The sequence below is a fragment of the Nostoc sp. genome, from assembly GCF_036917975.1.
Taxonomy (GTDB): domain Bacteria; phylum Cyanobacteriota; class Cyanobacteriia; order Cyanobacteriales; family Nostocaceae; genus Nostoc.
This window is the reverse complement of sequence record NZ_JBALEJ010000113.1, coordinates 60853-87258: the sequence shown is the minus strand read 5'-3', so window position 1 is coordinate 87258 and position 26406 is coordinate 60853. Positions and strand designations below refer to the sequence as shown.

Annotated in this window: 25 protein-coding genes and 2 pseudogenes; 15 read left to right on the top strand and 12 right to left on the bottom strand. The window is 41.3% G+C overall.

What is annotated here, in order from left to right:
• Positions 1–461 precede the first annotated feature (461 nt).
• Positions 462–1322 (top strand): phosphate/phosphite/phosphonate ABC transporter substrate-binding protein, encoded by an 861-nt coding sequence (locus tag V7K76_RS34015; RefSeq protein ID WP_334776922.1) that lies wholly within the window; start codon positions 462–464, stop codon positions 1320–1322.
• Between the two features lie 36 nt (positions 1323–1358).
• Here the strand turns inward: V7K76_RS34015 and rsmI are convergent, their stop codons facing one another.
• The gene (gene rsmI / locus V7K76_RS34010; RefSeq protein WP_179066221.1) at positions 1359–2219 is read right to left on the bottom strand and encodes a 16S rRNA (cytidine(1402)-2'-O)-methyltransferase; all 861 of its coding nucleotides are present in this window, start codon (positions 2217–2219) and stop codon (positions 1359–1361) included.
• A 119-nt stretch (positions 2220–2338) separates the two neighbouring features.
• Between rsmI and V7K76_RS34005 the strand changes: the two genes are divergently transcribed.
• Positions 2339–3226, top strand: a complete 888-nt coding sequence (locus V7K76_RS34005; protein WP_334776921.1) for a sugar kinase — start codon at positions 2339–2341, stop codon at positions 3224–3226.
• A gap of 5 nt (positions 3227–3231) precedes the next feature.
• A complete protein-coding gene (locus tag V7K76_RS34000) occupies positions 3232–4089 on the top strand; it encodes a 3'(2'),5'-bisphosphate nucleotidase CysQ family protein (protein WP_334776920.1) in 858 nt (285 codons plus the stop codon).
• A gap of 427 nt (positions 4090–4516) precedes the next feature.
• On the opposite strand, the gene V7K76_RS33995 is transcribed toward V7K76_RS34000, so the two are convergent.
• Positions 4517–4819 carry a hypothetical protein gene (locus V7K76_RS33995; RefSeq protein ID WP_334953767.1) on the bottom strand — a complete coding sequence of 101 codons (303 nt, stop codon included), beginning with the start codon at positions 4817–4819 and terminating at the stop codon, positions 4517–4519.
• 192 nt (positions 4820–5011) lie between these two features.
• Here V7K76_RS33995 and V7K76_RS33990 point away from each other — a divergent pair, with 192 nt between their 5' ends.
• Positions 5012–5323: an RNA recognition motif domain-containing protein gene (locus V7K76_RS33990; protein WP_335030424.1), complete on the top strand. Its 312-nt coding sequence runs from the start codon at positions 5012–5014 to the stop codon at positions 5321–5323.
• A 328-nt stretch (positions 5324–5651) separates the two neighbouring features.
• Here the strand turns inward: V7K76_RS33990 and V7K76_RS33985 are convergent, their stop codons facing one another.
• Both V7K76_RS33985 and V7K76_RS33980 read right to left on the bottom strand, forming a co-directional pair.
• The gene (locus tag V7K76_RS33985; protein WP_334776917.1) at positions 5652–6116 is read right to left on the bottom strand and encodes a CYTH domain-containing protein; all 465 of its coding nucleotides are present in this window, start codon (positions 6114–6116) and stop codon (positions 5652–5654) included.
• A 418-nt stretch (positions 6117–6534) separates the two neighbouring features.
• Complete coding sequence (locus tag V7K76_RS33980) at positions 6535–7050, bottom strand: hypothetical protein (RefSeq protein WP_334776916.1); 516 nt, start codon at positions 7048–7050, stop codon at positions 6535–6537.
• A 515-nt stretch (positions 7051–7565) separates the two neighbouring features.
• Here V7K76_RS33980 and pip point away from each other — a divergent pair.
• From pip to V7K76_RS33965, 3 genes are all read left to right on the top strand, one after another.
• Positions 7566–8504, top strand: a complete 939-nt coding sequence (gene pip, locus V7K76_RS33975; protein ID WP_334776915.1) for a prolyl aminopeptidase — start codon at positions 7566–7568, stop codon at positions 8502–8504.
• A 457-nt stretch (positions 8505–8961) separates the two neighbouring features.
• The gene (locus V7K76_RS33970) at positions 8962–9603 is read left to right on the top strand and encodes a DUF4232 domain-containing protein (RefSeq protein WP_335030423.1); all 642 of its coding nucleotides are present in this window, start codon (positions 8962–8964) and stop codon (positions 9601–9603) included.
• A 101-nt stretch (positions 9604–9704) separates the two neighbouring features.
• Entirely contained in the window at positions 9705–10496 is a 792-nt protein-coding gene (locus V7K76_RS33965; RefSeq protein WP_334776912.1) for a GH25 family lysozyme, read from the top strand.
• A 434-nt stretch (positions 10497–10930) separates the two neighbouring features.
• Here V7K76_RS33965 and V7K76_RS33960 read toward each other — a convergent pair whose 3' ends face one another.
• Positions 10931–11368, bottom strand: coding sequence for an NUDIX hydrolase (locus tag V7K76_RS33960; RefSeq protein ID WP_334776910.1), 438 nt, complete (start codon positions 11366–11368; stop codon positions 10931–10933).
• 625 nt (positions 11369–11993) lie between these two features.
• On the opposite strand from V7K76_RS33960, the pseudogene V7K76_RS33955 reads away from it, so the two are divergent.
• Positions 11994–12601 (top strand): annotated as a pseudogene (locus tag V7K76_RS33955) (AIPR family protein); the annotation flags it as partial.
• On the opposite strand, the gene V7K76_RS33950 reads toward V7K76_RS33955, so the two are convergent.
• Positions 12544–12690, bottom strand: a complete 147-nt coding sequence (locus tag V7K76_RS33950; protein WP_334777027.1) for a hypothetical protein — start codon at positions 12688–12690, stop codon at positions 12544–12546. The pseudogene V7K76_RS33955 and the gene V7K76_RS33950 overlap by 58 nt on opposite strands.
• A gap of 260 nt (positions 12691–12950) precedes the next feature.
• On the opposite strand from V7K76_RS33950, the gene V7K76_RS33945 reads away from it, so the two are divergent.
• Positions 12951–13436, top strand: a complete 486-nt coding sequence (locus tag V7K76_RS33945; RefSeq protein ID WP_334776909.1) for a BON domain-containing protein — start codon at positions 12951–12953, stop codon at positions 13434–13436.
• A 465-nt stretch (positions 13437–13901) separates the two neighbouring features.
• Here the strand turns inward: V7K76_RS33945 and V7K76_RS33940 are convergent, their stop codons facing one another.
• Entirely contained in the window at positions 13902–14267 is a 366-nt protein-coding gene (locus tag V7K76_RS33940) for a hypothetical protein (RefSeq protein WP_334776907.1), read from the bottom strand.
• Positions 14245–14595 (bottom strand): DUF433 domain-containing protein, encoded by a 351-nt coding sequence (locus V7K76_RS33935; protein ID WP_334776905.1) that lies wholly within the window; start codon positions 14593–14595, stop codon positions 14245–14247. The genes V7K76_RS33940 and V7K76_RS33935 overlap by 23 nt, the downstream gene beginning before the upstream one ends.
• 227 nt (positions 14596–14822) lie before the next feature.
• Between V7K76_RS33935 and smc the strand changes: the two genes are divergently transcribed.
• On the top strand, positions 14823–18473 hold the full coding sequence (gene smc, locus V7K76_RS33930) for a chromosome segregation protein SMC (RefSeq protein ID WP_334776904.1): 3651 nt from the start codon (positions 14823–14825) through the stop codon (positions 18471–18473).
• A gap of 200 nt (positions 18474–18673) precedes the next feature.
• Positions 18674–19669 carry a PRC-barrel domain-containing protein gene (locus tag V7K76_RS33925; protein WP_334695816.1) on the top strand — a complete coding sequence of 332 codons (996 nt, stop codon included), beginning with the start codon at positions 18674–18676 and terminating at the stop codon, positions 19667–19669.
• A gap of 240 nt (positions 19670–19909) precedes the next feature.
• On the opposite strand, the gene V7K76_RS33920 is transcribed toward V7K76_RS33925, so the two are convergent.
• The 3 genes from V7K76_RS33920 to V7K76_RS33910 form a co-directional block, all read right to left on the bottom strand.
• Positions 19910–20176 (bottom strand): type II toxin-antitoxin system RelE family toxin, encoded by a 267-nt coding sequence (locus V7K76_RS33920; RefSeq protein WP_334776903.1) that lies wholly within the window; start codon positions 20174–20176, stop codon positions 19910–19912.
• Positions 20173–20412: a hypothetical protein gene (locus V7K76_RS33915; RefSeq protein ID WP_334776901.1), complete on the bottom strand. Its 240-nt coding sequence runs from the start codon at positions 20410–20412 to the stop codon at positions 20173–20175. The genes V7K76_RS33920 and V7K76_RS33915 overlap by 4 nt, the downstream gene beginning before the upstream one ends.
• Before the next feature lie 121 nt (positions 20413–20533).
• Positions 20534–21097, bottom strand: coding sequence for an NUDIX hydrolase (locus tag V7K76_RS33910; protein WP_334776900.1), 564 nt, complete (start codon positions 21095–21097; stop codon positions 20534–20536).
• 409 nt (positions 21098–21506) lie between these two features.
• Here V7K76_RS33910 and V7K76_RS33905 point away from each other — a divergent pair, with 409 nt between their 5' ends.
• Positions 21507–23231: an ABC transporter ATP-binding protein gene (locus V7K76_RS33905; RefSeq protein ID WP_334777023.1), complete on the top strand. Its 1725-nt coding sequence runs from the start codon at positions 21507–21509 to the stop codon at positions 23229–23231.
• A gap of 90 nt (positions 23232–23321) precedes the next feature.
• On the opposite strand, the pseudogene V7K76_RS33900 reads toward V7K76_RS33905, so the two are convergent.
• Positions 23322–23604, bottom strand: a pseudogene (locus V7K76_RS33900) (transposase); the annotation flags it as partial.
• 286 nt (positions 23605–23890) lie between these two features.
• Here V7K76_RS33900 and V7K76_RS33895 point away from each other — a divergent pair.
• From V7K76_RS33895 to V7K76_RS33885, 3 genes are read left to right on the top strand one after another with little or no spacing between them, the layout of a single operon-like run.
• Positions 23891–25714 carry an ATP-binding protein gene (locus V7K76_RS33895; RefSeq protein WP_334776898.1) on the top strand — a complete coding sequence of 608 codons (1824 nt, stop codon included), beginning with the start codon at positions 23891–23893 and terminating at the stop codon, positions 25712–25714.
• A 39-nt stretch (positions 25715–25753) separates the two neighbouring features.
• Positions 25754–26086 carry a hypothetical protein gene (locus V7K76_RS33890; protein ID WP_334776897.1) on the top strand — a complete coding sequence of 111 codons (333 nt, stop codon included), beginning with the start codon at positions 25754–25756 and terminating at the stop codon, positions 26084–26086.
• Positions 26087–26118: 32 nt separating this feature from the next.
• A complete protein-coding gene (locus V7K76_RS33885) occupies positions 26119–26328 on the top strand; it encodes a hypothetical protein (protein WP_334776896.1) in 210 nt (69 codons plus the stop codon).
• Positions 26329–26406 lie beyond the last annotated feature (78 nt).

The window sequence follows — 26406 nt, the reverse complement described above, 5'->3', positions numbered from 1 at the left end:
GTAAGTACATAACTCATACTATATTTTTCCCATATTAAATTTTAGATTTTTGACTCTGTCGCGTGGTTTGATATTTAGCAATTAAATGCAAGGCTATAAGCAATAAAAATTAACAATTATTCAGTTTAAACCTCGTCTACCTTGAGAACCGTAGTTTTGTAGGTTGGGTGCAGCGATAGCGTAACCCAACTTAACAATTCAAAATTCAAAATGACGCTCTCTACGAGACGCTACGCGAACGGGATGGCAACGCTATGAGCGAGTCTTGTCTGCGACACGCTACGCGAACGAGGGTCAAATTTGGGATTTGGGATTTTAGATTTATTCCGCTTGACTTCGGGCGGGGTATGAACCAAAAATTCTTTTAATCCAAAATCTAAAATCTAAAATCTAAAATCGCTAGTCAAACTTATCTAGAATTAGTCCTGAAAGCCAAGTTACTTCTTTAACCATAATTAGTGATGTTTTTGCGATTTACTCGTCGTTTATTTCTGTTTAATCTGCTAGGTTTGACATTTGCTGCCTGCCAAGCAAAAAAAGACAAAGACTTTGAAGGCACGTTAACTATTGGTGTGATCAACTATGGTGGAGGCGAACAGATAATTAACCAATATGCTAAATTCAATACTTACTTGGGTGAAAAGACAAATGCCTATATTCAGCTAGAGCCTGTTTTTAATGAAAATAGAGCGGTTGAGCGTCTTGAGGCTCGTGCGTGGTCATTGGTATTTGCTCCACCTGGTTTAGCTGCGATCGCGATCGCACGCTATCAATATGTTCCCCTATTTCCTTTAATAGGTATTAGTAATTTGCGTTCTATCTTCGTTGTTCGCAAAGACAATCCGATAACTGAGTTGAAACAACTACAAGGTCAAACAGTGGCTTTAGGACAGTTAGGTTCAGCAACAGGATATTATTTCCCTCTTTACAATCTTTATGGTACAACACTAGCTGACATCCTATTTGCACCCACACCCAAAGCCGCGCTGGAATTCGTCGCTCAAGGAAAAGCGATCGCCTGTGCCGTTTCAGAGGCGGAATTAAGTCTCTACAGTTCGCAGTTGGCCCCGACTGAATTTCGCGTACTATTTAAAGATCCGCACTATGTACCCTTAGGTGTGGTCTTGATTGGGCCTAATATAGAACTTAACCGTCAAGAGTTTATCCGCAAAGTGATGAGTGATTCGCCTTCAGGTTTAGCTCAAGAAGTGGGGTATGTAGCCAATGGACAAGTACCAGATTACAAATACATGATTTCTGTTGTTGATCGGGTAAGCTCGATTAGTTCTAAGCTGCAAATAAAGCCTGTGCGTTTATTTTGAGTAAGGAATAAAAATTAAATAACACTGAATTCTTCTTCAAGACTCAGGACTAAAAACTATAGAAAGAGCTAGTTGGTAGAGTTGGCGACGGGGAAGAAAAGTAGCTTTTGCTAGCTGACGACTAGCTTGCGATCGCGATATTCCCTGACTAATTAACTGTTTCAATTCGGCTATCAACTCCTCTTCTGTCAGTTGGGGCTGACTGAGTGGAATTCCTGCCACTACTAATGTATATTCACCTTGGGGTTCTCGTTGGGTGTAATGAGCGATCGCCTCAGCAATTGTCCCCCGCCAAAATTCTTCATACAATTTAGTTAGCTCCCGTCCTAGCACAATTTGGCGATCGCTTCCCCAAACCTCTGCTAAGTCTTGTAAAGTATCTCGCAAGCGGTGGGGCGATTCGTAGAAAATCAATGTGCGAGATTCTGTTTGCAGAGATTCTAAATGTTCCTGTCTCTGTTGACTTTTAGATGGGAGGAAGCCTTCAAAGACAAACCGATCAGTTGGTAATCCGGCTGCACTCAAAGCGGTAATTGCTGCACTAGCGCCAGGAATGGGAACTACTGGAATTCCCGCCTCAATACAGGCTTTCACCAGTTCATATCCAGGATCGGAAATACCTGGCATCCCAGCATCACTCACCAGAGCGATCGCTTTATGATTAACTAAATGCTCTAATAATTCTGGGATGCGGCTAGTACGATTGTGTTCGTGGTAACTTACCTGGGGTGTCTTAACTTGAAAATGCTGTAGCAATTTCCCTGTATGACGGGTGTCTTCGGCAGCAATAATATCCACAGTCTGTAAAATTCGCACCGCCCGAAAGGTTATATCTTCCAGGTTGCCAATTGGTGTGCCGACAACGTAAAGTGTTCCTGGTTTTGGATCGGTTTGCATGAGCAAGAGTGAGGAGTTTGTAGAGACGCGATTCATCGCGTCTGTGCCGGAGAGACAGGAGAGACGCGATAAATCGCGTCTGTACAAGAGTTAAAAATAATTAAGAACATATATGAGAAATGGATAATCCAAAATCCAAAATCCAAAATCCAAAATCGGATCGTGGGTTATTTGTAGGTTTAGTAACCTTGGATTTGATTTACCTGGCTGAGTCTGCCCCTAAGAGTAACCAGAAGATTGTTGCTACTGACTATACTGTAGCGGCAGGAGGGCCAGCTACCAACGCGGCTGTGACTTTTAGTCATTTAGGTAATCAAGCTACAGTCTTGGGTGTAGTGGGTTCTCACCCGATGACGCAGCTAATTCGAGGTGATTTGGCAAATTATAAAGTTGCGATCGCAGACCTTGAGCCTACCACTGATTTAGCACCGCCTGTATCTTCAATTATTGTCACCCAAGCCACAGGTGAACGATCTGTGATTTCCATTAATGCTGTCAAAACTCAAGTCAGCAGCGCATCTATACCAGCAGATATTTTGCAAAATGTCAAAATATTACTGATTGATGGGCATCAGATAGCGGTTAGTTATGCTCTAGCCCAAATGGCTAAAGCCAAGAATATTCCAATAGTAATTGATGCTGGTAGTTGGAAGCCTAGATTTGAGCAAATTCTACCATTTGTGGATTATGCCATCTGTTCAGCTAATTTTTATCCCCCCAACTGCCAGACTAGAGAAGATGTTTTTGCTTATCTCAGTGGATTTGACATTCCTCACATCGCCATTACCCAGGGACAAAACCCAATTGAATACTTGAGTTGCACTAAAACTGGTATCGTAGATGTGCCGCAGATTCAAGCGGTTGATACCTTAGGGGCTGGAGATATTTTCCACGGTGCTTTCTGTCATTACATTTTAAGGGAAAGTTTTACTGATGCATTAGGACTAGCAGCTAATATTGCTGCTGATTCTTGTAAATTTTTTGGTACACGGCGCTGGATGGATTGAAATTAATGAAAGACTTACAAGAAATATTAGCGATCGCTCGTGAGGTAGGTTGGGGTGCAGCAGAAATACTGCGATCGTATTATCACGGCACTGCAAAAGACCCGAACCTAGAAGTACAATACAAGGAGAATGAGCCTGTTACCGTTGCCGATGTCGCTGTAAGTCAATACATTTTGCAGAGGCTACAAGCAACTTTGGGTAACGAAGATTTTGCTTATATCAGTGAAGAAACTTATCAATCGTCAAATATTGCTATACATTCTGCTCCTTGGGTATGGATCATTGACCCTTTGGATGGTACACGAGACTTTATCGAAAAAACCGGGGATTATGCAGTTCACATTGCTTTAGTCAAGGAAACACGCCCAGTATTAGCAGTGGTGGCAGTACCAGAGACTCAAAAGTTATATTACGCTACCAAAGGCGGGGGTACATTTGTAGAAACTCGTGATGGCTCTGTTCCTTTACAAGTTTCGTCAGGCAAAGGAATTGAAGATTTAACCTTAGTTGTTAGTCGCTCCCACCGCAACCAACGCTTAGATCACTTATTACAAAACTTACCCTCTCAAAATCAGAAATCTGTGGGTAGTGTAGGCTGTAAAATCGCCACCATTGTCGAGCAAGATGCAGATATCTACATTTCTCTTTCTGGTAAGTCTGCGCCCAAAGATTGGGACATAGCAGCCCCAGAGTTGATTTTAACGGAAGCTGGTGGTAAATTTACTCACTTCGATGGTACTCCGTTGCAGTATAACACTGGTGATATTAATCAATGGGGAGGTTTGCTGGCTAGTAATGGTGAATATCACGAATTGCTGTGTCAGGAAGCAGAAAGGATTTTAGCGCAGTTTGACCAGAGCTAATGGGATATTTAAAGATGAATATTTTTTAATTTTGCTTTTAAAACAGTTAGTCATGGTATATTTACCAGAACTACTAATAATCTTCGCCCTTAGTCGATATCGTCATTTTCAAAACACTAGACATCTCCATAAATTAAATATGCGTTATCCAGAACCCTTGTAGAGACGTAGCACTGCTACGTCAAAACAATTCTTTTTCGGAGATGTCTACTACATACCTGAGCGATCGCTAACTAATATCGATTTCCTGTTAAAAGTGTAACTTTTATAGTACAAACAACAAAAGCCTGTCGTTGGAAGGTTTACGAACCTGTCCTAAAGGTTCTATTTGTCAATAAAATTCACGATCTGACGATATTCAAAGGCTAGAGGCTGTGCTACACTCATGGACATAAAGATTATTTTCGGTTGAGTAACTAGTGGTCTGTCAAGAACTAATTGACGGATAAGTTCTCTGTAGAGACGGCGATTTATCGCGTCTCTCTAACCGCCAAAATGAATTTGACAGACCACTAGTTTTGATTTCTAAAAACCGTCTCTCCGAATTTAACGTGTCGCGGAAGTCCCCACCTTCAATGTACTCTAATGGTAGGTATTGTGAGCGGGGGATAAGGATTGCATCTGGAATTTCTGGATGGATGACGAATCCCCAGAATTTTCTGATATTATACTCAGTGTCTTGACCATCAATGCCATAAGCGAAAACCAAGCTAATAGGTATATGTTGCATCGCCTTTGGCGTCTCCCCTTGGGAGAAGAAAAAAATTTGGGTCTTGGGAACCAGGACTCCTGCCCTTGGAGGGAATGTAAGACTTTCTAGTACTACGCAGTTCTGGAGGCTATTTCTGATGAATTGGGAAGCCCCGTCCGTCTTAGGTTGGGGTAGTTCACCTCTCTACACTCCCTGAATTCGGAGATTTGTATGTCAATTTACGTCGGAAACCTGTCCTATCAGGTTACAGAGGATGACCTCAAGCAGGCTTTTGCAGAATACGGTAAAGTAAGTCGTGTTCAGCTACCCACAGATCGGGAAACAGGCCGGCCGCGTGGGTTCGCTTTTGTAGAAATGGAATCAGACAGCCAAGAACAAGCTGCCATTGATGCACTTGATGGTGCTGAGTGGATGGGACGTGATTTGAAAGTCAACAAAGCTAAACCTCGTGAGGAAAGAAGCAGTTCTCCTCGTGGTAACTGGGGTGGCGGTAATGCCCGCCGCAACAATAATCGCTACTAAAGTCGATTCCTGAAAATTTCACATTTAGAGTCTCCAGCAGATAAAGGCAAAGGCTCCATTCTGCTGGAATATTTGATTTTGGAGACCTCCACAAAAAGAAATGCCCTTCGATTTGAAATTTAGCTAGCATCTCTTCATGAAAAAAGTGAAGGTTTAAAACCTCGCCCCTTGTGGGCGAAACAGTCCTTGTATCCCAAGGGTTGTTGAAACCCCTCTTCCCGTTGTGTCTGTCTTGATTCAATTGCGAATTGCGAATGGGCGAAAAAGCGAATTGGTTTCATTGGTTAGATATTTTTGTAAAATCAGGATGTTCTCAATATTTCAGCCATTACCATTGTGAAAAAGGGTGTTTTACTAAATTGCTGTTGAAATATCTGGAATCATCAGAAACTTCTTCTCCAATCCACATTGGTAGTTCAATTTGTTGATTTTCATCACTGAGTTCAACTTCTGCTAATATCAATCCTTTATTAACACCATCAAACTCATCTATTTCCCAAATTAAACCACCCGACTCTATTTTATATCTGATTTTTTCGATAAAGGGACGTTCGCATAATGTCTCAAGTATTTCTTGAGCATCTTCAACAGGAATAGGATACTCAAACTCTAATCTTGAATATTTAATATTAGGGCCTTTAATGGTCAAATAACTTTTTTCCCCGACTATACGTATACGTACAGTCGCTTTATCTTGTGTGGCAATGTATCCTTGACGATATACACTACCTTCAGCTAATTCTCTCCAGCTATCTCCTCTCACTAAATATTTCCGCTCTATTTCTTTTGCCATTTTATTTACCAGATTATTTACTGAGAATGGGGCGTAGCCGCTTATCTTATGTAGACGTTGGGTTCAATTGTTAATGCTGGGTAACTGAGTCGGTATTTTGCATTCAAGATTGTCTAATTGCTTTTAAAAAGCTGAAATAGTTAAAACAAGTCGCAAGTCGCAAGTCGCAAGTCGCAAGTAAGTTTTGTGTTAGCGAAGCGGTAGCGAGTCTGCGAGCGTCCGGGGATTTAGACCCCGACCCAAAACTTGCCGGTTATTGAACCGGGGGACTTAAACCCACGGAGTTTGTTAAATTAAGAACAGCCTTCAACATATTCGACTTCTGGCAATTTACCTGCTCTGAACTGAGTGACAAGCTTACCATCAGTTTCAAAGACTACACGGTAGTTCTGATGGGCGCGATCTTTGGGGATGAAAGTTAGGTAATGTCCGTTTTGGACGTATTTATGAGGTGTGACTTTAAACAGATAATATCGGGTGTAGCGTTAATTAATGTCTGCAACCGCTCCTCAATCTCTTGTAAGGATTCTTGAGTTTGTTGAGTCAGTGTAATATCCTGAATTACTAGTGTTGCACAGCGATCGCTAGTCAATCCAGTACAGCTACCGGAAATTTGTAGCGTTAAAGTCTGCCCATCTTGCTGCAACTGATAATTTGTTGTTTCATACTCTCCATTGAGAACCTGTACATCAGGATAACAAGATAAAGCAACTGGTTGTCCTACTTGTGTTAGAGGTAGTAACTCAGTTAACTTTACACCGCAAACATTACTGTGAGGTTGGTCTACTAGAGACTCAAAGCGAGAATTACACCATTGAATGAGTCTGTCTTCTCCTACCCAGACTACAGCATCAGCGATCGCACCCAGCGTTACTTCCATCTTGTTCACAATCGCTTGCAATTGCTTTACTTGCTCTAGCTGTTGTGTACTCATCAACCACTCCTCTTAAATAATTCGTAATTATTATGAGTTAAATGCTTTACAAATTAACAATTATGTGCTAACAATAGCACTAATAAATCTGTATAGTGATTGTATCCTCAGTTGATCGCTGGAATGCTAGACTACAGCAAAACTACATACTCTCTTCAAAATTTTACAAAAATGCGTAGGTGTAGCTAGTAGTCTGTCCCATTAAATATAATGGGTGAACTCATTCTTAACTTTTCTTTCTTTGCGCTCTTTGCGTCCTTCTCCCAAAGGGAGACGCTAACGCGAATGCGGTTCGTTCTCTTAACCCTCAAAACTTTTGCGATAGACTACTAGCCGTAGGCATCTCAAAATCAAGAACACTCTGTTTTCACCAGATGTCTAATGGTTGAAGCAGGAGTAGCAGCCAAAGTTTGCAATGATTTTTCGCTGAGGCGATCGCTGTTTATCATAGGTATCGGGTTGATTTAATTTATGCAAGCGATCGCGACAACAATATTACTGATAGAATATCCAAAATGCGAGAACTTTACCCAGCGATCGAGCCTTACTTAGAAGGTTATTTAAAGGTTTCCGACCTTCATACCATTCATTTTGAAGAGTCAGGGAACCCCCAAGGTCAACCCATCGTTTTGCTGCATGGGGGTCCTGGTGGTGGATGTCCAGCTTTTTATCGGCAATATTTCCACCCCGAAAAATGGCGGTTAGTGATGTTTGACCAGCGCGGTTGTGGTCAAAGTACACCCCATGCTGAATTACGAGAAAACACCACTTGGGATTTAGTCAGTGATATTGAAAAACTGCGCCAACATTTAGGTATAGAAAAGTGGGCGGTTTTCGGTGGTAGTTGGGGTAGCACTTTATCATTAGCCTACAGTCAAACCCATCCCTCTCGCTGCACGGCATTAGTTCTGCGTGGAATCTTCATGCTGAGGCAAAAAGAGTTGCGCTGGTTTTACCAAGAGGGTACTAGCTATATTTTTCCTGATGCTTGGGAAGAATATCTCAAACCAATTCCCGTAGATGAACGTGACAATCTGATTGCAGCATATTACAAACGCTTAACCAGTCCAGATTTAGAAATTCAATTAACAGCAGCGCGTGCTTGGTCAATTTGGGAAGGTAGTACCAGTAGACTGTTTTTAGATCCGGAACTGATGCAAAAGTTTGGCGAGAGCGAGTTTGCTTCAGCTTTCGCACGGATTGAATGCCATTACTTTATGAATAAGGGATTTTTAGAAACAGAAGATCAATTACTCTTAAATGTAGACCGTATCCGCCATATTCCGGCTGTAATTGTTCAGGGACGCTATGATGTAGTCTGCCCAATGATATCAGCTTGGGAATTACATCGGGCTTGGCCAGAAGCCGAATTTATAGTGGTTCCTGATGCCGGACACTCGATGAGCGAACCCGGAATTCGTAGTGCTTTGATTGAAGCAACAGATAATATTTAATTCCGTTGAATTAACTAACAGATATAAGAGTATATTTGAAAAGTTTTAGGCGAATTTTATGAGACTGTTGGCAAATTAATAGGGGGTCTAACCCATCATTACTCTAATTTCAGTCCGTTTAAACGGACAGTAGCTCTTAGCCCGAAATTTATTTCAGGGCGGGAAAGGAACGCCAAACCAAGGTTTTAGGGGTGAGGGGTCAAACCCACCGTGAATTGACCAACAGTATCTTTCTAATAGACATCTCCAGAAATTAAATATGCGTTACCCAGAACCCTTGTAGAGACGGCGATTTATCGCGTCTCGAAAACCCAAAATTGTTGCCAGAAGCCCTTAACCCAAGCATATTGCACTATAAAAGATGGTATATACACAGCAGTGCTAACTCTTGTTACTTTGGAAACTTACACTGTATGTAAAGCATCAGTGTAAATAGTTCACTACAAAAAAAGAAAATATGCGAATACTAATTGTGGAAAGCAGTATGTTGTTGCTCCTGACTGCGTTGACAACTGGCTGTGTCGGTTCTTCCTCTGTTACAAAACAGCCGCAAGCCTTGCCAGCAAGCACCGAACAACCAACGAAAGAAGCTGTGTTGTCTTCAACACCTACACCGACTGCAAAACCTATAGAGCATTCTACCCCTGAAGCCACTATTTCCACGAATCCGACGCGCTGTGAAACTAGTCAATTGTTAGTGCGCCAAGTCTCCAAAGATGCTGGCGTTGGGAATGTTGCACTCACCTACGCCTTCACCAATAACGGCTCATCCCCTTGCACCCTCAACGGTTATCCAGGATTGGCACTACTGGATGCAAAAGATCAACCCTTACAGGGAATTAAAGTTATTCGCTCCAAGGGCACTTACTTTTCGAGTAGGCAACCTCGACAACAAGTAACTCTAGCTCCTGGAAAACAAGCCTCATTTCAGATAGCATATAACCATGTTAGTTCCCCACAGGAAAACTGCCCAATATCTAGTAAAATCGAAATCACGCCTCCTAATACCTCCCAAAACCTTACCCTTGTAGAAGAAATCAAGCCTTGTACAGGCAAAGTTAGAGTGACTCCAGTGCGTTCTGTTGACACTCAACCCTAATAAATTTCTGTAATTTACTCAAATACCCAGAAAAAGCATAAATTTAATCAAAGCCTCTGATAAGTTCACTATTGTACTAATCACAAAGGTTAAGAAATTCTATGGAAGGAATTGATGTTGCCGATCAAGACGGCAGAGTAGATTGGACAGCAGTAAAAAACTCTGGTAAAACTTTTGCCTTTGTCAAAGCCACAGAAGGAGTTAGCGTTAAAGATTCTGCTTTTGCTCATCACTGGCAAACCACGAAAGCTGCTGGTATTATTCGGGGTGCTTATCATTTCTTTCACCCCCATACATCTGACCCAGTTCAGCAAGCGAAGGAATTCTTAAAAACATTGGGCAAATTAGAACCAGGAGACTTACCACCAGTTCTGGATGTAGAGATAACTGATAAAGTAAGTAGCCAAGCAGTAATTAGTGCAGCGAAGCTGTGGTTAGCAGAGGTAGAAAAAGCCCTTTTGCAACAAACAAAAAAACCAATCAAACCAATTATTTATACCTTCCCCAGTTTCTGGGCAGAAATTGGTAATCCATCAGATTTTGCTAGTTATCCGTTATGGATTGCCCACTATGGAGTCAAAAACCCAAGTATTCCTAGTGCTTGGCAGGGGCAATACTTAATTCATCAATATGAAGGTGATATATCTGGTGTAACTGGTGTTAGTGGTCGAGCCGATTTGAATAGATTTAATGGATTGCAGCTAGGAGATTATGGGCTAAGAGTAAAACAATTACAACAGCAATTAAAAGATATTGGATTATATACTGATGCCATTGATGGGCATTTTTCTGATTCAGTTAAAAATGCAGTTGTTAGTTTTCAAACATCTAAGAAATTGCAGGCTGATGGAATTGTCGGTATAAAAACTTGGGTAACTTTACTATGGATTTAAAACTGATTTTACACTCAAGAAATAGACGCATATTCACTATCAAATGAGTGCATTCTATTGGCATATCAATGCTATAATGTTACAAAAAAATTGTCGGTTGGGGAGCCACTACGTTGCGTGGGTTCCCCGCGTTGTAGCAAGTGGCGTTGGAGGCTTTTCGTAACCCAACATCCTGATATATGTTGGGTTGCGCTCCGCTCCACCCAACCTACGTCTAATATGATAGTAGAGGTACAGTCCACTTCGTTGTGTACCCTGCGGGTTCTCCAAAGGAATACACAATTACATAGTTATAAATTTTTTCACCCACCTACTTATAGGAACACTTTTAATCAGGAGGCATAAGCCCCTTGTGTGGTCTTAAATATAGTTACTTCTAAAAAAACCTCACTTTGGTTTGAGAAGCTCAAAATAATGTGTATTTCAATATCTAACTAATATCGAAATGCACAAAAGTGAGACTTTACTTGGAAAAAACCTTTAAGGATTCGTTTGAGTGAATTGAATTTAACCTGCCTGATAGCTTTATTCACTTCTACCCACTGCCGTTTTCTTTTACTTGCTTCTGGATAATCTTCACTCAGCATCTCGACTGGTAATAAATACATCTTGACGCGGTAACTTTTGCCTTGTTTGCGGTATTTGTAAGTGCCCACTTCCTTCACGTCTACATGCCCAATAACTCCTGCTTCTTCCCATGCCTCTTTAGCTGCTGAAGCAGGCGGACTCATGCCATTAGGAATATCTCCTTTCGGAATTACCCAGTGTTGAAAATCACGGGTGGTAATTAGCAAGATTTCAATTTTACCATTGTTCACTCTGTAAGGAATCACCCCAGACTGTTTAAACACTTTGCTGACTTTTCGACTCATGTAATTTGCATCCTGTAGGCCTAGCTTTTTTGTACAATGTTTACTTCAGAAAGTCGAGAGATGATACCGGATAAATTTTGGTTAATCTTAGATTATGAAAAGGTTAAAAATATTTTTTTACCTATAATAGTTAATTATTGAAGTTTTTGATTGTTTAACTAGGGGCGCACACCCATAAACCCGCAGGGTATGAAAATCGCTAGATTGACAAGATTACAAATATAAAATTAACTGCTGTAAAATGTGTACTCCTGATGGCTGATTGACAAATGTAGCGATCTTCGCAACATTAAATACTTTGACCCCTCACCCCTAAAACATTGGTTTGGCGATTACTTGATTGATATGGAGACTGTGCCGAATTTGGGAGTGCATTACGGAAGGGTTGAACGGGTGAGATGCCTTATCCCTGTTGACAAGTGCGATCGCTACAAAGAATCAGATTGTGACTGAGTGTATTTCTCTGCAAGGACAAACTTATACTGTAGCTGCGAAAAAACGTAGTTTTTCATGCAAGGCAATCGGTGGCAGTCCAGTTTTTTGGTAGCTCCTCCTGGGTTACACCCCAGACCTTGCACCCTAGTTTTGGTTAATATAGGAATTCCCCTGACATTGCAAACAAACCATGCCCAAGACTTGGAACATTAAAATAGATAACTATATCAAGCCAACCCCAATTGCATCATCGCCACCGCCCACGTAGACTCGTTCCCAACAGACCTCCCCCTAGAACCAAACATCCGGGAACCAAACCGCAAAAGCGCGACCTATAGACAAATCTTCGACTCCCTGACGACCGAACCCGTAAAATTCTTCTCCCGTCACAGTGGAATCGTCCTGTCAGCCAATAAACTTAAACCAAGCAAAACCTCACTCGAACTAGAAGTAAAAGAAGCTAACGAGGGTGGTAGCGATGGCATAATCAATGGTGGTCACACAGTTTTAGCCTTTGAGCAAGGGAAAAATTACAAATATGACCTAACCCAAGCGAGGGTAAAAGTTACAATTCATATCGGACTGACTGAAGAATCAGCCCTAGACATTGCCCTGGCAAGTAATACCACAACGCCAGTAGATTCTCGCTCCAAAGTCAACGCTAGGGGTGATTACAAATTCATCAAGCAGTATTTAGCTTCTTTAGAACAGAAAGAAGATAGAAAATTTAGAATAGCCTATTACCAAAACCAAAGCAGCGCTCCCAGAAATGCCCAATGCAATGTGAACCATTTGCTGTAGTTATCGCCAAAGCGAATCAAATCTGATAACATCGAGTCACCACTGTTGCGATCGCATAGTCTACCATTGAAAGAGCTATTGGGCATCTACGTTAAATTCATCGAGAGCTTAGACTGTGTGAGGAACCATCGTGGTTAACAACCGTCAGGAAAATTGAATTGGCATTTCTCAAAACAAGGCGCAAAATCTTAGCTTCAAGAAATCGTCCAAGTTTCAATTTTCATTAACCTGAGTGCAAGCTTTGGGTAATTTCACTGCTTTAGATTTAATGGTTTTTTAACATCTGCTCCTCACCATGATACACACATCAATTAATCGCTTCAAGTACTCAATTAGGAGATAGATAATGAAAAAGCTAATTACATTATTAGTTACTGGCGTTTTGGTAATTGGTGCTTTTGGCTGTCAAGACGCTCCTAAAACTGGTTCGGAAACTCCTAGTACTACTAACGAAGCCGCTCAAGTACCAGCAAAACCAGCTTCTCAGACAAATCAAACTACGGATAAAACTATTGCCAACATTCCAGCAACAGAAACGACTCCTTCAGTAGCTAGTACAGGTACTAAAGTTAAAATTGATTCTGAAAAAACTACTGCAACAAAAGCTAAGAGCGACTTAAAAACGGAAGTTAACGAGAAGTTGAACAAAGGCTTACCAGGCAATAAGTTACAAGTTGAAAACAAAGAGGGTAAAATTATCCTCAAAGGCACAGCCGCTTCTAAAGAAGAACTCAAGAAAGCTGAAACCTTGGCTAAAGAAGTTAAAGGTGTGAAAACGGTGAAGGTGGAAGCAAAAGTTGAAGCTGCGAACAAGCCAGAAAATAATAACTAAAGTTTTCAGTTAATCGTGGACTAGCTAAATCAGCTTACATCATCAAAAAATTTAAACAGGACTTACATCTGCGTAAGCCCTGTTTTTTTTTTGCTTAAATAAGGGTTAGTTCATTAGTAGTCATAAGCTGTTGCGTATTTAATTTGTATATGCGATGCGCTCATGTTGCCCGCACTACAATAATTTTACGTTTTCGTACTATACAATTTAGCTGTACATCAGCTTACCAATTCTGTATGAAGATGCGCTAAATATTTAAGTACAAGAAAGAAAAACGAACCGCGAAGGATGCAAAGAAAGAAAGAAAGAAAGAAAGAAAGAAAGAAAGAAAGAAAGAAAGAAAGAAAGAAAGAAGTTAAAAGTGTTTGGCGCAGCTTCACAAATAAATGGTATAAAGTAGTAGTCATCAATTTACTCCTTTATAGCCTTTATCAGAATAACTATACAAGATTATAAGTATTATCGCTATTGAGGCAGTGGTAAGTGAATAATTCGGTTTTGATATTCATCATTAAAAGATGCTTGAGCAATTAGACTTAATTCATCAATAGTCTGACCAATAGTTAATTTGTCATTCAAAATAAAAATACCTGGTATACTACGGTCTTGCGCGATATGTTCAGCTAAATGTCCCGGCATAGATGTACGGTTATTTGTGACTAAAATAAAGTTATATTCCTCACACCAGCATAATATTTCTGGATCTAATGTGCCTCTGGGAGGAGCGCCAGGATCACCAACCACCCACATCATTAAGGTAGGGTTGCGCTGGATAAATTGTCTATTGTAGACTTTATCAACATTTTCATCAAGAAGATATTTGAGAGTCATGTACTTTTTTCATCGCTTCTCTTTCAGCTTTCAGTTTTAGCAATTTGATTACAACAGGTGGTGGATTACGTCGCTGTTCTTCTCGCATTCGGTGACTATGTTCTAGCCAATCAGCTATGTAAGCACTGACTGCTTCCTTGTTATGCAGGTAATAGAGAATAGTTGCATATACTTGCTCTAAAGTTACTGATGGATAACTTTGGGAAATTTCTTCTGGAGTCCGACACCGATGGATGAAATCATAGAGTATAGTTTCAATTCCTACTCTTGTACCTTTGAGTCGAATATCATCAGGTCGCTGAAAGTCGAAGTAATCTTCTAGTTGCATAATTTACTTTATTATATTTACCTATAAAATCATCTTACATACTTGTAAAATAGTCTTGCAAGAAATAGTAATGAACTGATAATTTTCTCTAAACCACGATTCTCCTTCCCCTCTCTGCGTTCTCCGTGCCTCTGTGGTTCGATAATCCCTAATTTTCCCCCTACCCTCTTGCGAATTTTTAATTAGTTGATACACTTGTTCTTCATTAGCCCAGTGAACCAGCGCCTATGGTGCATATCAAGCGCGTGGAACTTACCAACTTCAAATCCTTCGGTGGCACTACCTCAGTCCCTTTGCTACCGGGGTGTACTGTCATATCTGGGCCAAATGGTTCGGGTAAGTCAAATATTTTAGATGCACTGCTATTTTGCCTCGGACTCTCCAGTTCTAAGGGAATGCGAGCCGATCGCCTACCGGATTTAGTAAATAATACTCAAACAGCTAAAGGACGCGCTTCTATTGAGGCTAGCGTCACTGTGACATTTGATTTGTCAGATGAAATCTCACACAAAGACACAAAGCCGCAAAGGGAGGAAGCAGGGGAAGCAGGGGAAGCAGGGGAGGTAGGGGAAGTAGGGGAAGAAAATCCAAAATCCAAAATCCAAAATCCAAAATCGGCAGAGTGGAGTGTTACTAGAAGACTGCGAGTCACTCACCAAGGGACTTACACCTCGAATTACTATATCAATGGTGAAGCTTGCACGTTGACAGAATTGCATGGGGAATTAAGTAACCTGCGGGTTTATCCCGAAGGCTACAACGTTGTGCTGCAAGGGGATGTCACCAGCATTATCTCGATGAATGCGCGAGAACGGCGGGAAATTATTGATGAATTGGCTGGGGTGGCGGCGTTCGATCGCAAAATTGTCCAAGCCAAGTCAACTTTAGATGAGGTGAAGGAAAAGGAAGATAGCTGTCGAATTATTGAAACAGAATTAACAGCACAACGCGATCGCCTTTCCCAAGATCGTGCTAAAGCTGAGAAATATCAAAAACTCCGCACAGAATTTCTGGCCAAACAATCTTGGGAAGCTGTTTTATCATGGCGATCGCTACAAGCACAACAAGAAAAATTAGTTCACGAAATTCAAACAGGCGATCGCAACTCTACTGAACTCACTACCCAACTCACAAACCTAAATTCCCAAATCGTCCAAAAAACTGCTGAACTAGAACAACTCAATGCCCATGTCAAAGCCTTGGGAGAAGAAGAACTGTTGGCGGTACAATCTACCCTCGCTACCCAAGAAGCAGAACGTAAACAACTCCAGCGTCAGCTAACCGAATTACAAACAGCTTCCCAAGAAACTGCCAAACGTCTAACTCAGACTCAGCAAGAAATTCAAAAACACCGTCATTCCCTAGAAGAAATTGCCGAAACACACATTGTAGAGACGCGATTCATCGCGTCTTCCCAACACCAAAGGAATGAAGCCCACCAATCCTTAGAAACCTCCCGCGAAGCCGCCGCCGAAATTGCCTCGGCTTCCGAAGCATGGGTGCAGCAACAAACAGCATTCAACCGTCAAATTGAAGCTTTGCTACACACCCTAGAACCGCAACGCACCGAACAAGCACAACTCAGGGAACGCAATCATCAGTTACAGCAACTTATCCAAGAGCAAACCCAGTTAATTGAACGCGACGAACCCCTTTTAGCAGAAAAACAAACTGAGTGTTATCGAGTTGAAACAGAATTTAACGCCTCTAGCGAACCCATCCAAAATTTAGCTCAAAAGCTCTCAGCCACAGAACAAGAACTGCAAATCCAACAGGAAACCCAAAAACGGTTACTTTCTGAACAACGAGAAAAACAACGCCAATTGGATAAAATCGAGGCGCAAGCGCAAGCACAGCAAGAAGTTCAAGGAACCCAAGCGAGTAAAGTCATTTTACAATCGGGAATGCCTGGACTTTGTGGCTTAGTTGTGCAATTGGCAAAGGTGGAACCCCGCCATCAGTTAGCTTTGGAAATGGCTGCTGGTGGACGCTTGGGACATATTGTGGTGGAAGATGACAGCATCGCCGCAGCCGGGATTGAACTCCTCAAACAGAAACGTGCAGGGAGAGCAACTTTTTTACCACTAAATAAAATTCACGCCCCCAAATTTACTCAAGATGCAACGCTGCGTTTTGCTAGTGGCTTCGTTAACTATGCTGTGAACTTAGTCGATTGCGATCGCCGTTACAAAGATGTATTCAGCTATGTTTTCGGTAACACGGTAGTTTTTGCCAGCCTGGAAGCGGCGCGGAAAAACTTAGGGCTGTATCGCATTGTCACCTTAGACGGAGAACTTCTGGAAACTAGCGGTGCAATGACTGGTGGTAGTAACAGCAATCGTTCAGCCTTGCGGTTTGGTAACGCAGAAGCGGCGGAATCTGATGAAGCGATCGCTTTAAGAAGTCGCTTAGTGGATATTGAGCGGGTTTTAGAGCGTTGTACTGAAGCGATCGCAACTTTGTCAACCAAAACCAAAAAACTCACCCAGGAACTCACAGAAGCGCGTCAGGCGCGGCGCGAACAGCAGTTGCAATTGGAACAGTTGCAGAAAGACATTAAGAGTTTAACAGCGCAATTAGAAGGGACGCGATCGCAACTCGCCCAAAACAGCCAAAAGTTAACCACTGCTCAATCTCGATTAGAAATTTTAGAGAGGGAATTACCGGGACAAGAAAATGAGTTGCAACAATTGCGACACGCCTTAGCCGAGTTAGAAGCATCCCAAACCCCCAGTGAATGGCAACAAATCCAGGCAACCATTAAAATTCAAGAGCAACAATTGCAACAATGCGAAACAGCGTTACGGGAAGCCGAACAAAGATTAAAAAATTTAGAAAATCAACAACAACGCCTCCAAGAAAAAATCCAAGAAGCAGAAACGCGAATCACCGAATACGAAACCCAACAAATCTCTTGTAGAGACGCGATTCATCGCGTCTCCACACAAACCACAACAATAAACGACCAAATCACCCAAACCCGTTTATCGTTGAGTGAAATGGAGCAAAATTTGGGCGAAGAGAAACAAAAACGCGACGCTACAGAATTGGAAGTGCGATCGCACCTTTTACGCCAACAACAATTGCAATGGGAAATCCAAAAACTCCAAGAAACCCAAGAGAAGCGGCGAGAGGAACTAATTGCACTGCAAACTCAATTGCGGGATGTGGGAGCAGAATTACCAAATCCCTTGCCGGAAGTACCAGATCAGGTAGACTTGGAAGAATTACAGAAAGAATTGCGATCGCTTACCAAACGCTTACAGGCGATGGAACCTGTTAATATGCTGGCGTTGGAAGAATACGAACGCACGCAAAACCGTCTCCAAGAACTGACGCAAAAATTAGAGACACTAGAAGGGGAACGCACCGAACTACTTTTACGGATTGAAAACTTTACCACATTGCGGCAACTTGCCTTTAAAGAAGCTTTCGATGCCGTTAATGAAAACTTTCAATCGATTTTTGCCATTCTTTCCGACGGCGACGGCTTCTTACAACTAGAAAATCCCGAAGATCCCTTTAGCAGTGGATTGAATTTAGTCGCACATCCCAAAGGCAAACCCGTACAGCGCCTAGCATCCATGTCTGGGGGAGAAAAATCACTCACAGCCTTGAGCTTTATTTTTGCCCTGCAACGCTACCGCCCATCGCCATTTTACGCCTTTGACGAAGTAGATATGTTCCTAGATGGAGCAAACGTAGAGCGATTAGCTAGAATGATTAAACAACAGTCACAACAAGCGCAATTTATAGTTGTGAGTTTGCGTCGTCCGATGATAGAATCAGCCGAACGCACAATTGGCGTTACTCAAGCACGAGGAGCTTACACTCAAGTTTTGGGGATTAAGTTACAATCATCCAATACATCTGCTTGAGTTTTTGTTAATAATAGTGTATAGATAAACCACGTAATGTCCGACTTTCTCTCAAACCTAACCCCCAACCCCTTCCCTACCAGCGAAAGAGAGCAAAAATCAAAGCCTTTCGTTCACTGTGAGAGAGGAATGGAAGCAGGGTTGCAAGAATAAGTCGCACATCGCGTTAAACCGGATTCGAGATCAGGACTCGGTATAGAATGACCTCCGAACAGATAATTAGGCGTTCCGACATATTAAATACCCAGGTGATTACCCGCGACAACGGCAAGCGGCTAGGCATCATCAGTCAAGTCTGGGTAGATATCGATCAACGAGAGGTTGTGGCTCTTGGTTTGCGAGACAGCCTGATCTCCATTTCGGGCATACCGCGCTATATGTACCTCAACAACATCAGCCAGATTGGTGATGTTATCCTGGTTGATAACGAAGATGTCATTGAAGATATCGAAGTTGAATCTCTCAGTAATCTGATTAACTGGGAAGTAATTACAGAAACAGGTGAAGTATTAGGCAAAGTTCGGGGCTTCAAGTTCAACGGTGAAAATGGGAAGCTTGAATCTATAGTCATTGCTTCTTTAGGATTGCCCCAAATTCCCGATCAATTTGTGAGTACTTATGAGTTCTCAGTAGATGAAATTGTCAGCACTGGCCCCAATCGGTTGATTGTATTTGAGGGAGCCGAAGAACGGGTGAACCAGTTGACAGTTGGTTTACTAGAGCGCTTGGGTATCGGTAAAGCGCCGTGGGAGCGCGATGCAGAAGAAGAATACGGCTATACTCCACCGCGCCAAGTTGCACCAGCCAATCAACTGCCTAGTGGAGTACCATTGCAGCCACCCAGGCAAAAAGTTCGCGCTCCTGAACCCGTAGCGCGGGAAGAAGAATGGAATGAAGACTATGTGGAAGAGGAAAGGCCACAGCGTCAGGTAATGAAGGCGCGGCAGTATGAGTCTATTCAATACGAAGAAGACGAGGAAGAAGATAACTGGAGCGAAGCAACGGGCAACGACAGGTATCAACAACCGCAGCCGCTAAAGTATGAAGCCAAGCCTTATAGCAAGCCTTATGTTGACGAATACGACGATTATGACGACGTAGACGGTGATGCTTGGGAAGATGCACCAAAGCCTGTGAATATTCCTAAGAAAGTTAAGGAAAGACAGCCAGAATACGAAGAAGAAGGCGGATATTAAGTAATTCGTAATTCGTAGTTCGTAATTCGTAATTAAAGAAGATTAATTTAGCTCTTTCCTTAGAAGTAAGGAGGGGGCTAATTTTTTAGAACGCACTAGCGACAGCAAATCGCACAGAATTATTTACACACAATTTTTAGTCTGGACAAGGGTTTCATTCCTAAATAGTGTGTAATTAATTTTGTTTAAGTACTTGTAGCGAAGACAGTGTAAGCGATATCTCTAATATTTTCTTGTTTGTCAACTTTCATTTTTATGAACCTTGTTACGATGTCCGACATCTATAACATTTACCAATAAAACATCATCGAAAATATCGTATATAACTCGATAATCGCCTACTCTAATTCGATATGTGTTTTCTTCACCCTGTAACTTTTTAACTCCATTGGGACGTGGTTCTATAGCCAACTCATCTATTTTGGGTTGTATGCGATCTTGTAATTCTTGAGATAGTTTTTTAAACATTTTTCTAGCGCCATTGGTAAATTTAACTTCGTAACTCACGCTACGCCCTTTTTTCTTTCATTAGCGATTTCCTTTTTAATGTCGTCCCATGCGATAATACTATTATTTTCTATATCACTTTTAGCAGCATGATAGGCTCTTAAATCGTTTTCGTCCTCTTCATCTTCGATTTTCTGAAGTAGTGCATAAATTTCATCTAGGGTACTATCGTAAGCTTGGTTTAACAGTACGTTGATAGCTTTGATTAATTGTTCGCGTTCGTGTTCGGTTTTCATAATTAAGCCTCTTTAAGATTGTTAAGTTTGATTAATTTATCAATTCTATCAAGTATAAATAACTCATTTTGAAAACTCAATATCATCTAAGGGTAATAATCCTTCGTCTACTTCTTTAGTTCTAACAAAATTGCACTTTTCCAAGTTTTTTTAGAGCAAAAAATAATGAACTAATATGTAATGTTTGCAGCAATATCCCATTATCAATAGCTTGAATTATCTTTTCCAGTGGCAACAAAACTAAATCAATTTCTTCGGTAACATCTAACTTTAAATCAGCTATACGTTCCACATCTGTTGCTAAAAAACAATGGGTTAGATTAGTATGATTTGCTGGGTTTGGTGATAGTATACCAGTTTCAAAAAAATTATTGCTAGTGTAACCAGTCTCTTCCAGTAATTCGCGTTTTGCAGCTTCCACTGGTAAAACATCTTCAGCCTCTACAGCACCACTGGGCAATTCTAGAATTGTTTTTTTCAGACCGTGGCGATATTGCTTTACTAAAATAACTTCCTGATTTTTGGTTAAAGCTACAACATTTACCCATGTTGGATATTCAAGAACATAATAGGGGTCAACTATTGTTCCATTAGGCATTTGGCAAGTATCAGACCGTACTGAAATCCATCTGTCTTTTACTATATGTCTGGATTTTAATACAATCCAATCAAATGAATTTACCATATCTAAACCTCTATTTATTGTTTGTGACAGTAATTATTTATAATGATTTTAAAGCTGATAAAGCTAGTACTATAGCAAGCAATCCTATTTGATTTGCTCTCCACCGAGAGGCTCAGATCCCCGACTTCTTCAAGAAGTCGGGGATCTGAGCCTTCGTAACGTTTCTGCCGGAAATAAAATGGTTCTAGGTTGAGATGAGATAGATATCTGGGGCAATTTAGGTCATGCTAGTCATAGTTTTGAAATTCCTACTGGCAATAATGAAACATTTCACTTCAATCATAGAAGAACACCGGGAAACTCTATGATGAATGCTAAAACAGTTTGTAACTAATTAGTGAACTGTTCAGAAACTCATCAAAAACTGCTAGCGTCAAACAAAGTAAAATATCGTTGTGGACTTTCGAGCTTGAAAACCCGTTCTAATTACTGGCTACTACTGCCTTATATCCGACTCCAGTGGCGAACCATCACCAAGGGACTTATTGGCATCTTGGGATACGTGCTGGCGACATTAGTGTTGATTAATGTCGCCGGAAAGTTGGCAATTCCCTTTGCCCAAGGTAATGTAGTAGCGATCGCTCAAATAACTGGTAGTTGTGCTTTAGTATTTCTTGTTAGAGGCTTGTTTCAGTCTATACAAGATATGTACATGGCGAAAGCTGCTTTGAGAGTTGCTTTTCATCTCCGCCAACAAGTCTACGCCCATCTGCAAAAGCTGAATCTCAGCTATTTTGAAACTGCAAAAGCAGGTGATTTATCTTACCGCCTCACGGAAGATGTTGACCGCGTTGGCGAAGTGGTAAATAAAGTATTTCACGACTTTATTCCCTGTATTTTGCAGTTGGTAGCAATTCCGATTTACATGATTTACCTAAATTGGCAACTGACACTCGCAACAGTGATAGTTGCGCCACTGATGGGTATTTTAGTTGGTTGGTTTGGTGAACGGTTACGCAAATATTCCTTGAAAAGTCAAAATCGCGTGTCGGGTTTATCAGCCATTCTCGCGGAAGTTTTCAACGGTATTCGTTTGGTACAGGCTTTTGCTGCCGAAAATTACGAAATTGCCCGCTTTGGCCATGAAGCAGAACGCAGTCTGAAAGCCAAATACTCAGCCGAACAGCTAAAAGCGATTCAGATTCCCATCATCGGATTTTTGGAAGCCTTAAGTGCCTTATCCTTACTGATTGTGGGAGCGTGGCAAATCTCCCAGCATAACTTAACAGTGGCGAATTTTTTCAGTTATCTGGCGGCGGCGGCGCTGTTAATTGATCCCATTGGTCATACTACTAACAACTACAACGAATTTAAGCAGGGTGAAGCATCTGTTGACCGCGTTTTTGAATTGATGGCGATTCAACCGACGGTGATTGAAAAGACTAATGCGATCGCTCTCCCCCCAGTCAAGGGTAAAGTAGAATATCGTCATATTTCCTTCGCCTATAAGCCAGGTGAACCTGTATTAAAAGATATCAGCTTATTGGTATCGCCAGGTGAAGCGATCGCACTTGTGGGTGCTTCTGGTGCTGGTAAAACCACATTTGTGAATCTCCTCCCGCGTTTTTATGACCCGGAAGTTGGTCAAATCTTCATTGACGATGTTGATATTCGAGATGTCAAGCTGCATAGTCTGCGGCGACAAATTGGGATTGTTCCTCAAGAAACCATCATGTTTTCCGGGACAATTGCCCAAAATATCGCCTTTGGACAAGATATTTTTGACATCAAAGCAGTTAAAGAGGCGGCAAAAATTGCTAATGCCCATCAATTTATTAGCCAACTACCAGAGGGTTATAAGACTTGGGTAGGTGAGCGTGGGGTAAACTTATCAGGTGGACAAAGACAAAGAATTGCGATCGCTCGTGCTGTTCTGCTCAATCCCCAAATCTTGATTCTGGATGAAGCGACATCAGCCTTAGATTCCGAATCGGAAGCACTGGTACAGGAAGCACTGGAAAGATTGATGGAAAAACGGACGGTGTTTATTATTGCTCACAGGTTATCGACAGTTAGGAGGTGCGATCGTATTTTAGTTCTCGAACAGGGACAAATTGTCGAATCGGGAACCCATGAAGAATTATTAGCCCTAGAGCGTCGCTATGCGCGGTTTTATGCCCAGCAGTTCAGTTAGTCAAACGATTTTGAATTTTAGATTTGCGATTTTAAATTTGTTTTGACAAATATTTTTGAGATGGTCATTCACCGATTCAATGACTGCTTATTTGCGTAACAAAATTTTATCAAGCAATTAGAATAAGCGGTTTTTTATGTTTTTCTTGGATTTAGTAATTAACTCGCTTACCTCGCTCGTATAACTCCTCAAATAATTTTTGTGAAACATATCCTCTGTCACCAAAAAGTTTACCAATTAAATCCTCAGTCATCTCTCCTATTGTCGATGGTAACTGTGGTATTTGCTGCCATAAGTGTTCCCACTGTTTACAGAAGTCATCTACGTCACAGAAAATTTCTGTAATGTCGAGTCGAGATACAATGGTAGACATCGCCCTGACCCTCATTTTTGTTAGATATTCTTAGTTTCGGCCTTTTTTGTCGCTTTTTGACCGATTCTCCATCAATCGTAGCGATCGGCTGGAGAATACCCAGCTTGGCAAATCCATACATAGCAAGCTTTTTGCCTTTTTCTCCTCATCGAACTCACGTTTAGTTAGAGTCTACTGATTTTTGGGAATTATAAGAAAAAGGAAAAATAGAAGTCTTGTCTTTTCATATATTTCAAGTACTTTGCTCTATTCTCCCTACGCATTAATTTCTACTCCAGAGGTACTTGTGGTAGCGATATCAACAGAGCAAACATCGAAACTTCCTGCGTGGTTAATTGTGACAATATGGCTAATTTGCCTATTCCCATTGGGATTAAACCTGTTGGGATTTAGTTTTGCTTCAGATATTGCATTCCCAACAAGAGAAGGTGTTTGTGGAAATACCAAATTGATTACCTCTTGCCAAGAAGTTATCTATCACCAATTAGAAGGAAGTTTCATTCATACAATTTTAGAATGGAGTGCTGTATGTACTGCCATTTTCATTGTCATTCTGGCTTTTACCCACTTCTACATCAAAGGAGATGTCATCACGCCAATAATTGGTGTGACTTTGCTGTGCGCTGGACTAATGGATGCATTCCACACCCTAGCTGCGGATAGATTAATCACAGCCGTGGCTGATAACAGTAAACTGATCCCTTTTACCTGGGCATTATGTCGGCTTGCTAATGCCTTAGTGACAATAATTGGGGTGATGATTTTTTTAATAATTAAACCGAGAAAGTGGCAAGGTAGTCTCAGTTTTGTAGTTGTAATAACTCTGTCTTTGGGATTAGTTTGCTATAGCATAATTGCGGCTTGTGCAAATAGTCATATCCTCCCACAAACCATCTTCCCAAAATCAATTGTCACTCGACCTTGGGATGCCATACCCCTAATTCTCTTTTTGGTTGCTGGCATTCTTCTTTATCCACGTTTTTGGCATCAGCATCCTAGTCTATTTTCTCACTCTTTAATTATCAGTACTATTCCTAATACTGTTACCCAATTACACATGGTTTTTGGCTCCAAAGCGCTATTCGATAATGACTTTAATATTGCTCATTTTTTAAAAATTATTGCTTACCTAGTGCCACTGACTGGACTAATTCTTGACTACATTCAGGCGAATCATCAGCTTGTAATATCTTTGAAACAAGCACAACTTTATACTGAAGCTCGTAACAATGCTCAACTTGCACAACTTGCACTTTCACAGCTGCAACATAGCCAAGCACAAATCATTCAAACAGAAAAAATGTCCAGTTTGGGGCAACTAGTGGCTGGAGTAGCACACGAGATTAACAACCCGATCAACTTCATCCACGGAAACCTCAAGTATTTAGATGGGTATACTCAAAATTTGCTGGAATTAGTGATAGCGTATCAGCAGCATTACCCTCACCCACCACCATCAATTCAACAACTGATTAACTCGATAGAACTCGACTTTATTGCACAAGACCTCAACAGCATTCTCCAATCAATGCAAGGTGGTACAAATCGGATTCGAGATATTATTGTATCACTCCGAAATTTTTCTCGCTTGGATGAATCTGATTTTAAGGAAGCAGACATTCATTCGGGAATAGATAATACCTTGATGATTTTGCATCACCGCCTTCAGTTACAACCATCAGGGCGGTCAATTCAAATTATTAAAGAATACGGTCAATTGCCTTTAGTACATTGTTATCCTGGTCAACTCAACCAGGTATTTATGCAGATTTTAATGAATGCTATTGAGGCGTTGTCAAAGTCAGTCACAACAAATAAAGAAGAACACAAAATACCTAGCATTTGGATTCAAACTCAGCTCACAATAGAAAATCGAATATCTATCTCAATAATTGATAATGCTGGGGTCATTCCTGAAGAAATTCGCTCGAAATTGTTTGACCCATTTTTCACTACTAAATCTGTAGGACAAGGTACAGGACTGGGGTTATTTATCAGTTATCAAATAGTTGTAGAAAAACACGGGGGCAACATCTGGTATGATTCCCTATTAGATAACAGAACAAAGTTTGTGATTGAAATTCCTTTACATCCTAAAAAACCAAATTAAAGTCAGGATTTCCGGCTACAAAAGGGGATAAAGAGCATTTTGACTTGGACAGATGCGATTGGTGAAATGAAAATCAACCGATTCGGCAGGGCAGAAATTCTCACACCCGAGCAAATTAATGTCCTATTTACCGAGAGCTTTGTCAACCCACGCGATCGCGCTTTATTTGGCGTGTGCCTTTATGCTGCCTGCCGGATCAGCGAAGCCTGCACTTTGGCAGTAAAAGACGTGTTGTGGGTGGTTTTTCTCCTCTGCTCCCCTGCCCCTCTGCTCCTCTGCTTTTTCACAGAAGTCATCTACGTCACAGAAAATTTCTGTAATGTCGAGTCGAGATACAATGGTAGACTAAGCCCTGACTCTCATTTTTGTTAGATATTCTTAGTTTCGGCCTTTTTTGTCACTTTTTGACCGATTCTCCATCAATCGTAGCGATCGCCTGGAGAATACCCAGCTTGGCAAATCCATACATAGCAAGCTTTTTGCCTTTTTCTCCCCATCGAACTCACATTATTTTAGTTCTTGAGCAGGGACAAATTGTCGAATCGGGAACCCATAAAGAATTATTAGCCCTAGAGCGTCGCTATGCGCGGTTTTATGCCCAACAGTTTAGTTAGGCATAAAAGGAGTTAGGAGTGGGAAATCTCACTTCTTACTTAGGGCAGCCACATCTAAAGTAGTCTTCACTATAAGCC

Excerpts from the sequence above, each read along its gene's own strand:
- V7K76_RS34015 (WP_334776922.1), top strand. The coding sequence starts at position 462 with ATGTTTTTGCGATTTACTCGTCGTTTATTTCTGTTTAATCTGCTAGGT.
- rsmI (WP_179066221.1), bottom strand. The coding sequence starts at position 2,219 with ATGCAAACCGATCCAAAACCAGGAACACTTTACGTTGTCGGCACACCA.
- V7K76_RS34005 (WP_334776921.1), top strand. The coding sequence starts at position 2,339 with ATGGATAATCCAAAATCCAAAATCCAAAATCCAAAATCGGATCGTGGG.
- V7K76_RS34000 (WP_334776920.1), top strand. The coding sequence starts at position 3,232 with ATGAAAGACTTACAAGAAATATTAGCGATCGCTCGTGAGGTAGGTTGG.
- V7K76_RS33995 (WP_334953767.1), bottom strand. The coding sequence starts at position 4,819 with ATGCAACATATACCTATTAGCTTGGTTTTCGCTTATGGCATTGATGGT.
- V7K76_RS33990 (WP_335030424.1), top strand. The coding sequence starts at position 5,012 with ATGTCAATTTACGTCGGAAACCTGTCCTATCAGGTTACAGAGGATGAC.
- V7K76_RS33985 (WP_334776917.1), bottom strand. The coding sequence starts at position 6,116 with ATGGCAAAAGAAATAGAGCGGAAATATTTAGTGAGAGGAGATAGCTGG.
- V7K76_RS33980 (WP_334776916.1), bottom strand. The coding sequence starts at position 7,050 with ATGAGTACACAACAGCTAGAGCAAGTAAAGCAATTGCAAGCGATTGTG.
- pip (WP_334776915.1), top strand. The coding sequence starts at position 7,566 with ATGCGAGAACTTTACCCAGCGATCGAGCCTTACTTAGAAGGTTATTTA.
- V7K76_RS33970 (WP_335030423.1), top strand. The coding sequence starts at position 8,962 with ATGCGAATACTAATTGTGGAAAGCAGTATGTTGTTGCTCCTGACTGCG.
- V7K76_RS33965 (WP_334776912.1), top strand. The coding sequence starts at position 9,705 with ATGGAAGGAATTGATGTTGCCGATCAAGACGGCAGAGTAGATTGGACA.
- V7K76_RS33960 (WP_334776910.1), bottom strand. The coding sequence starts at position 11,368 with ATGAGTCGAAAAGTCAGCAAAGTGTTTAAACAGTCTGGGGTGATTCCT.
- V7K76_RS33950 (WP_334777027.1), bottom strand. The coding sequence starts at position 12,690 with ATGCCCAATAGCTCTTTCAATGGTAGACTATGCGATCGCAACAGTGGT.
- V7K76_RS33945 (WP_334776909.1), top strand. The coding sequence starts at position 12,951 with ATGAAAAAGCTAATTACATTATTAGTTACTGGCGTTTTGGTAATTGGT.
- V7K76_RS33940 (WP_334776907.1), bottom strand. The coding sequence starts at position 14,267 with ATGACTCTCAAATATCTTCTTGATGAAAATGTTGATAAAGTCTACAAT.
- V7K76_RS33935 (WP_334776905.1), bottom strand. The coding sequence starts at position 14,595 with ATGCAACTAGAAGATTACTTCGACTTTCAGCGACCTGATGATATTCGA.
- smc (WP_334776904.1), top strand. The coding sequence starts at position 14,823 with ATGGTGCATATCAAGCGCGTGGAACTTACCAACTTCAAATCCTTCGGT.
- V7K76_RS33925 (WP_334695816.1), top strand. The coding sequence starts at position 18,674 with ATGACCTCCGAACAGATAATTAGGCGTTCCGACATATTAAATACCCAG.
- V7K76_RS33915 (WP_334776901.1), bottom strand. The coding sequence starts at position 20,412 with ATGAAAACCGAACACGAACGCGAACAATTAATCAAAGCTATCAACGTA.
- V7K76_RS33910 (WP_334776900.1), bottom strand. The coding sequence starts at position 21,097 with ATGGTAAATTCATTTGATTGGATTGTATTAAAATCCAGACATATAGTA.